This is a genomic window from Advenella sp. EE-W14 (genome assembly GCF_012923605.1).
GTDB classification, from domain to species: Bacteria; Pseudomonadota; Gammaproteobacteria; order Burkholderiales; family Burkholderiaceae_B; genus Advenella; species Advenella alkanexedens.
The window spans coordinates 149,863-157,861 of record NZ_JAAVNG010000004.1 but is presented as its reverse complement, the minus strand read 5'-3'; the positions used below and the strand labels follow the sequence as shown (position 1 = coordinate 157,861).

Annotated in this window: 8 protein-coding genes, 1 tRNA gene and 1 pseudogene; 3 read left to right on the top strand and 7 right to left on the bottom strand. The window is 47.5% G+C overall.

Translation table 11 applies throughout. The features are described from left to right. Positions 1-147: 147 nt before the first annotated feature. A pseudogene (locus tag HCX92_RS01690) lies at positions 148-594 on the bottom strand (tripartite tricarboxylate transporter TctB family protein); the annotation flags it as partial. 273 nt (positions 595-867) lie between these two features. Here HCX92_RS01690 and HCX92_RS01685 point away from each other — a divergent pair. Together HCX92_RS01685 and HCX92_RS01680 are read left to right on the top strand one after the other, a co-directional pair. Then, a complete protein-coding gene (locus tag HCX92_RS01685; RefSeq protein WP_169293181.1) occupies positions 868-1,563 on the top strand; it encodes a response regulator transcription factor in 696 nt (231 codons plus the stop codon). Positions 1,564-1,578: 15 nt separating this feature from the next. Next, on the top strand, positions 1,579-2,967 hold the full coding sequence (locus tag HCX92_RS01680) for a HAMP domain-containing sensor histidine kinase (protein WP_169293180.1): 1,389 nt from the start codon (positions 1,579-1,581) through the stop codon (positions 2,965-2,967). Positions 2,968-3,074: 107 nt separating this feature from the next. On the opposite strand, the gene HCX92_RS01675 is transcribed toward HCX92_RS01680, so the two are convergent. From HCX92_RS01675 to petA, 6 genes are all read right to left on the bottom strand, one after another. Continuing rightward, positions 3,075-3,150: transfer RNA gene (locus HCX92_RS01675), tRNA-Thr, on the bottom strand. An 87-nt stretch (positions 3,151-3,237) separates the two neighbouring features. Further along, entirely contained in the window at positions 3,238-3,660 is a 423-nt protein-coding gene (locus HCX92_RS01670; RefSeq protein ID WP_169293179.1) for a ClpXP protease specificity-enhancing factor, read from the bottom strand. 4 nt (positions 3,661-3,664) lie between these two features. Next, a complete protein-coding gene (locus HCX92_RS01665) occupies positions 3,665-4,276 on the bottom strand; it encodes a glutathione S-transferase N-terminal domain-containing protein (protein WP_169293178.1) in 612 nt (203 codons plus the stop codon). Between the two features lie 139 nt (positions 4,277-4,415). Further along, positions 4,416-5,267 carry a cytochrome c1 gene (locus HCX92_RS01660; RefSeq protein WP_169293177.1) on the bottom strand — a complete coding sequence of 284 codons (852 nt, stop codon included), beginning with the start codon at positions 5,265-5,267 and terminating at the stop codon, positions 4,416-4,418. A 13-nt stretch (positions 5,268-5,280) separates the two neighbouring features. Continuing rightward, the gene (locus HCX92_RS01655) at positions 5,281-6,669 is read right to left on the bottom strand and encodes a cytochrome bc complex cytochrome b subunit (RefSeq protein ID WP_169293176.1); all 1,389 of its coding nucleotides are present in this window, start codon (positions 6,667-6,669) and stop codon (positions 5,281-5,283) included. A 53-nt stretch (positions 6,670-6,722) separates the two neighbouring features. Then, positions 6,723-7,364 (bottom strand): ubiquinol-cytochrome c reductase iron-sulfur subunit, encoded by a 642-nt coding sequence (gene petA, locus HCX92_RS01650; protein ID WP_169293175.1) that lies wholly within the window; start codon positions 7,362-7,364, stop codon positions 6,723-6,725. Positions 7,365-7,487: 123 nt separating this feature from the next. Here petA and mscL point away from each other — a divergent pair, with 123 nt between their 5' ends. Then, entirely contained in the window at positions 7,488-7,949 is a 462-nt protein-coding gene (gene mscL, locus HCX92_RS01645) for a large conductance mechanosensitive channel protein MscL (protein WP_169293174.1), read from the top strand. The last annotated feature ends 50 nt before the right edge of the window (positions 7,950-7,999 follow it).

Sequence of the window (7,999 nt, the reverse complement as noted above, 5' to 3'; positions counted from 1 at the left end):
CCACTGAAAAGCCCAGGGACAAGTGTTCCAGCAATTCCATCATGATTATTTGCTCCCTTTAATTTTTATGATCAGGATAATAGCCCCCACAATCACCGACAAGGGGATAATAACCATTGCGTAGGTGGGCCATTCGGCAAAGGGAACCGGCCACAGCGGGAAGATCAGACCCAGGCCCCTGACAAAAGCCAGCCAGGTGAAGATCACCAGGAAAATGGCATTGCCGATGGCAATTTTAAGGCTGAATTCGTGACTGGCCAGACTGCTGAAAATAACCAGCAACACCAGTGAAATGTACAGACCCAGGTTATCCAGCATGACACCGAACACTACAATCGAGCCGATGATCAGGGCAAGAATGTCGAAGTCGAATTTGCCAATATGATGGTCATCGGCTTCTTCACCACGCAGTGAACCAATGGTGACCACACCGCCCAGCAAGGCCAGGACGACACCCAGCCAGAATGGAAAATAGCCAGGCCCCATACGGGCAGGCGTGCCCATGTCATAGCTCGTGGCGAACAGGGCAAAGCCAATTCCCAAGGCAATGAACATCAAGCCGGACCAGAAGTCCTGATTGTTTTTAATTAACATGAAATCATCCTCTTTCTCTCCTTAACTACTTACATTCAAGCTTATTAATCGCATATATAAACAACACAGGTAAGCGCATGCGAGATTGTAAGGGATAGGTTCCATAAATAAATGAACAAAACATTACCATTTGGTCATCTTTCAAAATAGTGCCCTTAATGATGCTGTATTGACATAAAGTATTGGTACATACCCTAGCAAAAATTGGCTTAAGCAACTGAATTTATTGCATAATGAGTGATTATTACCACAAGCACTGATGGAGAAATGCGAATGTGGCACTGTCTGATCGTGGAAGATGACTACGAAAACGCCCGTTACATCGCCAAAGGCCTTACTGAACTGAAGCATAAAACAGTCATTTGCAACAATGGTCCCGATGGCCTGAAAAAAGCACTCAGCGAGCATTGGGACATTATTATTCTTGACCGCATGTTGCCTGGCAACATAGACGGTTTATCCATCCTTTCCACTCTCAGGTCAACAGGCAATAAAACTCCGGTCATTATCTTGAGCGCCTTGTCAGCCGTCGATGAAAAGGTCAAGGGACTCAAATCGGGCTGCGATGACTACATGACCAAGCCATTTTCCTTTGCAGAACTGATTGCCCGCATGGAAGCGCTGATCCGCAGAACCACCCGGAACAACCAGACCGTACAACAAATGCAGGTCGCTGACCTGAAACTGGATCTGGCCACACGCAAAGTAGACCGCTCAGGTACGCCCATCAATCTGCAACCACGTGAATTCCGCCTCCTGCACCACCTGATGCTGAATGAAGGCAATGTCGTTACCCGCACCATGCTGCTTGAGGCAGTTTGGGATTATCGGTTTGACCCTCAATCCAATGTGATCGATGTACAGATCAGCCGACTGCGACGGAAAGTTGACACAGGATTCACCCCCTCCCTGATTCATACCGTGCGCGGGGAAGGTTATATTCTGTCTACAGAAGCCCCCGATAATTAAGGTTGTCTCCCTCCAATGACTGCATACATCCGATTGAAATTCCGCCAGACATGGGATTCGACGTCTTTTCGTCTGATGCTTAACTATGGACTTCTGGCTTTTTTCTCAATTCTGCTCTTGCTGGCCTTTATCTTTCTTCAGGTTATTGGCACTCTTCACTCCCAAGCCTCCCAACAGGCCACGGCCTCCATGTCCCGCCTGGAGGGTGAGTTTTACATTGGAGGACGGGAAGGTTTGGTCCAAGCCATCAACATGACTATTTCGGATCAGATTGATGGCAGGCATGAGATTTATCTTTTGCTGGATGAAAAGGGGAAAAAGCTGGCTGGAAACCTGGAACATCGACCCACGCTGACCGAAACCAACAAAACCGAGGTCCCCCTGATACTTTATGGTCAACCCACGACAGCCCGACTGCTTGAAACCACACTGCCCGACCAGAGCATACTTTTAACGGGTATTGACCTTGATTCGATGAACGATACCATCCGGAAAATTGGACAAGCCTGCCTGGCGACGGTCTTCATTGCTTTTCTACTGGTGATGATTGGCGTCCATATGTTTCGCAAAGAGCTGGATTACCGGGTTGGCTCAATCAGAAAAACCGCCTTTAAAATCAGTCAAGGTCATCTTTCTTCCCGAATCCCCCTTTCTTCCACCAAAGACGAGTTTTATTTCCTGAGCAGTGAAATCAACTCCATGCTGGACAAGATTGAGTCACTCATGACGGGTATCAGACATGTTTCAGATACCATCGCCCATAATCTTCGCACTCCCCTTACCCGAATTCTGAATCAATTACGCACCGTACAGAACCCGCAAAGCAATGAAGCAGACTTAAGGGCGGTGATTAAGCGTTCCATCCATGAAATAGAAAGCCTGAACAAACTGTTTGAAAAACTGCTTCATCTTTCAGAAATCGAATCAGGCATCCACCGTCAACGATTCTGGCAATGCGATCTGGCAGAAATTACAGCCAATGTCGTTGATATGTACGATGCCTACGCCGAAGAAAAGAACCTGCGGCTAACATTTCATTCAAACGGTCAGGCATGGGTATGGGGTGATGCAGACCTGTTGGCCAGCATGCTTTCACAGCTCATTGAAAATGCCATCAAACACGCCAAACACCTTATTAGCGTCACAGTCACCGTCTCGGAAAAACATATCCAGCTGCAGGTATCCGACGATGGTCCCGGCATTCCTGCCGATGAATACGTCAATATTGGCCAGCATTTCCATCAATTGAACCCGGACAGCAGTGGTTATGGATTGGGCATGGCCAGTGTGCGCGCGATTCTTGCCTTACACGACGGAAAACTGGGCTTTGCCGATAATCAGCCAGGCTTGATTGTAAATATCCATCTGCCCGTTTTTAAAGATTCAACAGGCAAAAGCCAATAAGCCCTCGCAGCCATTTGGCTCATCCGGGAACGGAAAGATATTATTCAGATCAATAGAATCTGAAAATAATAAAGTCCTACGTTTGAAAAAACGTAGGACTTTGAATTTGGTGCCGGCTAAAGGAGTCGAACCCTCGACCTTCTGATTACAAATCAGCTGCTCTACCAACTGAGCTAAGCCGGCTAAAGAAAAAAAATTATATCCGCTTTATTGCATTTCTGTCCAGAAAAAAATGTTTTTTGTTGCAAAAAAGCACAAAATACCAGCGGATTATTTAACCACTTTCAGCCACGGCGCTTTTCCTGCGCCACCAGACGGGGGATCATCATCATTGGAATCATCTGAGATGTCCTCTGACTCAATCTCCTGATCCGGCACATACTCTTCTGTTTCAAACTGCATCCCTTCCTGGGTTTCGCGGGCATAAATGGCCGAAACCGCACTGACCGGTACGGCAATACTGCGTGAAACCCCGTTAAAGCGTGCATTGAAACTGATCCAGTCATTTTCCATGGATAACTTGCCAGTGGCCAATGCACCGATATTCAGGGTGATATAGCCATCACGTACGTATTCCTGCGGCACCTGACAATATTGGTCCACCTTGACCACCAAATGTGGTGTATATCCCGAATCGGTACACCACTCATACAAGGCACGAAGCAGATAAGGTTTTGTAGAAACAGAAGTCATGATATTAACGTCGCATTACTTTTTCTGAAGGTGTCAAGGCTTCGATATAGGCAGGACGGGAGAAAATGCGTTCGGCATATTTCATCAGCGGTGCAGCACTTTTGGGCAATTCAATACCATAGTGATCAAGACGCCACAATAAAGGAGCCATGGTCACATCAAGCATGGAAAACTCTTCGCCCAGCATGAAGCGGTTCTTGATCAGCAAGGGTGCCAACTGGGACAGACGATCCCTGATGGTACGACGTGCAAGATCAAGGCGTTTTTCGTCTGCCTGCAGGCTGCGGTCTTCCAGCACACCCACTGACACAAACAATTCTTTCTCGAAGTTGTGCAGGAATAACCGGGTACGTGCACGCATGACAGGATCGGCGGGCATCAGCTGAGGATGCGGAAAACGCTCATCAATATACTCATTGATGATGTTTGACTCATAAAGAATCAGATCACGTTCAACGAGAATAGGCACTTTGCCATAAGGGTTCATGACAGAAATGTCTTCTGGTTTATTAAACAAATCTATATCACGAACCTCAAAATCCATGCCTTTTTCGTACAGGACAAAGCGGCAGCGTTGTGAAAATGGACATGTTGTTCCAGAGTAAAGCACCATCATATTGTGCGGACTCCCACTGAAGAAAATAAAGAAAGGCCAGTGCCTACAAAAAAGCACTGACCCTATGAAAAGGATTTTGGCAGACTGACTGATTGTACTCTATTTACAGGTAAATTTTGTCTGTCTGCCTCCTAATCGCTTATTTTACATGCTTCCAGTATGCTTTGTTCAAACGCCATGCAATCACAAAGAACAGGGCCAGGAACAACAGAACCCAGGTACCCAATTGCTTGCGGAACTGTTGGTCAGGCTCGGCCATCCAGCCAAGGAAAGCAGCCAGGTCAGCCATATTGTTATCAAACTCGGCCTGTTTGGCAGGATCCAGATATTTGAGTGTTTGCTCAACGGAACCATGACCCTGGTAATCAGGCAAGAGCTCATCACTGACAACAGAACTGAAACCTTCTGCATCAATCAGTGTGGTTGTCTTGAACCACTGAACCTGGCCGTCTTTTTCAACGGGATGGATCGTCACTGTGGTCAGCTCGCTGGGACCGGACTCTTGCCAGAACACATTAGGCATGCCGGCGTTGGGGAATACCAGGTTGTTCCAGCCCAAGGGACGGGTCACATCACGGTAAAACGTACGTAGGTAAGTATAAATGTAGTCGGTACCAGGCTGGCCCAGGTTGGCTGCCTTGGCGCGTGCCATGACGGACAGGTCGGGTGGCGCAACACCCAGCCAGAGTTTCGCATCCTTGGGATTCATGGCAATGGTCATCTTGTCGCCCACTTTATCGCCCGTGAACAGGAGATTTTCTTCAATCTCTTTTTCAGTCAGGCCAAGATCCACCAGCTTGTTATAACGCATGGCATTCGCGCTATGACAGTTCAGGCAGTAGTTGACGAACAGTTTTGCACCATTCTGCAAAGCAGCCAGATCAGTAATCCTTTCGGGGGCGCGATCCCAAGGATACCCCGCCGCAGCAGACATGGCGGGACCTGATACGGCAAACATCAATACTAACGCACCTAATAGTTTCTTAATCATGTTCATTCCTGATTTACGCATGAGGATGGAAAGTCACACGATCAGGTACCTGCTTGAATGTACCCAAACGGCTCCAGATTGGCATAAAAAAGAAGAATGCCAGATAAATCAGCGTACCTACCTGTGAAATAATATTCAGTACAGGTGTTGGTGGTTGTGTACCGATGTAACCCAAAACCACGAAGTCGATCATGAAAATCACATACAACAGCTTGTGCCATGTCGGACGATAGCGGATGGATTTAACCTTGGATTGATCCAGCCATGGCAGGAAACCCAGGATAACCACTGTACCACCCATTACCACCACACCCCAGAATTTGGCATCAAACACACGAAGTGCAACAGCAACACCCACCAGGACAACAGGCCAAATGATTTTCCAAACCCCTTTGACATTTTTGCTCAGCAGCAGACCAACCGCAAAAATCAGCGCCAATGCAACCATGACCCAGGTGAACTCATCGGTCGTGGCACGCAGCATTGAATAGAACGGGGTGAAATACCAGACTGGCGCGATATGCGCAGGCGTCTGGAACGGGTCAGCCGGCAGGAAGTTATTGGCCTCAAGGAAATAACCGCCCATGGTTGGCGCAAAGAACATGATTGCGGCAAAAATGAACAGGAACCCTGCCACACCCATGATGTCATGGACAGAGTAGTAAGGATGGAACGGAATACCATCAAGAGGACGTCCGTTTGCATCTTTTTTATCTTTGATCTCGATACCGTCGGGGTTGTTTGAACCCACTTCGTGCAAGGCAATAACGTGAGCCACGATCAGGCCGATAAGCACAAGGGGAATGGCAATCACGTGGAACGCAAAGAAGCGGTTCAGCGTGGCATCGGAGACCACGAAATCACCACGAATCCAGACAGACAATTCAGGACCAACGAAAGGAATGGCAGCAAACAGGTTAACAATAACCTGGGCACCCCAGAAAGACATTTGACCCCAGGGCAACAGGTAACCAAAGAAAGCCTCTGCCATCAGGCACAGGAAAATGGCAACCCCGAAAATCCACACCAGTTCACGAGGCTTGCGGTATGAACCGTAAAGCATGCCGCGCAACATATGCAGATAAACCACGACAAAGAACATGGACGCACCGGTTGAGTGCATATAGCGGATAATCCAGCCATAAGGCACCTCACGCATGATGTACTCTACTGATGCAAACGCCAGGTCGGCATCAGGTTTGTAGTGCATGACCATGAAAATACCGGTCACAATTTGAATTACCAACACGAGTAATGCAAGTGAACCGAAAAAATACCAGAAATTGAAATTCTTGGGCGCATAATATTCTGATAAATGCGCCTTCCATAGGGAGGTCAGCGGGAAACGCTTGTCTACCCACCCCAATAACCCTGTCGTTTCGACAACTTTTTCGCTAGCCATGTAGAGGCTCCTTTTCTAACTTGGCAAGATACTAATTACAGTAGCCTCGGCTACTAACCCGCTGCTTTATCCAAGCCAACCATAATATTATTATCATCAATAAAATAATACGGGGGCACTTCCAGATTATCGGGCGCAGGCTGGTTCTTGAATACCCGGCCGGCCAAATCAAACATAGAACCATGGCACGGACATAGAAAGCCGCCATCCCAATCAGAAGGCATTCCTTCACCACCACCGACCGCAAACCGTGGAGACGGTGAGCAACCCAGGTGTGTACAAATACCAACGCAAACGAACCATTCCGGCTTACGTGAACGATCTATGTTTTTGGCAAATTCGGGCGTAAAACCTGGACGGTTCGAAAACGGATCCGCCAAGAAGGGGTCATTGTTTTTCAGGCCATCTATCATTTCCTGCGTACGATGCAAAATCCAGACCGGCTTACCCTGCCATTCGACAGTAAGCATGGTGCCTGGCGCAATCATGTTCAGGTTAACGGTAACGGGGGCACCTGCCGCCTTGGCGCGTTCTGATGGTGACATGGATGCAACAAACGGCACTGCTGTTGCAACACCGGCCACCCCACCAACCGCACAGGCAGTACCCAACCAGAAACGACGTGATGGATCGGGTGGAAGGACTGCCGGCGATGCCGTTCCTTCATTGTCATGCTGTATTGAATCCTGACTCATTATCTATCCTTATTGGTACTACTAAGGTACTAAAAAAAATTACTTGAATTTATGTGTACAAAGCTTAGCAAGCGCTTATTATATACTGTGTCCGCTTATGGACCGAGGAAAAAAGGATTTCTTATGAGTAAAGCCAAAAGTTTCATCAACGAATTTAAACAATTTGCCGTAAAAGGCAACATGATTGATCTGGCTGTTGGTGTCATTATCGGTGCAGCCTTCGGTAAAATCATCGACTCTCTGGTCAGAGACGTCATGATGCCGTTCATCAACTTCATCCTGGGAGGATCTGTTGATTTTTCCAATAAATTCATTGTCTTATCAAAACCAGACAACTATTCCGGGCCTGAAACCTATGTCGACATGACGAATGCGGGGGCCAATGTACTGGCTTACGGTAATTTCCTGACCATTCTCATCAACTTCATTCTGCTGGCCTTTGTTGTTTTTTGTCTAGTTAAAGTCATCGCCAAAGCCCGTGCCACCATGGAGAAAGAAAAAGAAGAGCAGGCCGCTATTGCTCCCGATCCGGCTGATGTTGCCCTGTTAAAAGAGATTCGTGATCTGCTCAAAAACAAAAACTGATTCAAAAATCAATACAAAACCGGGTTCATTGCCCCTGCCCTTACCGGCAG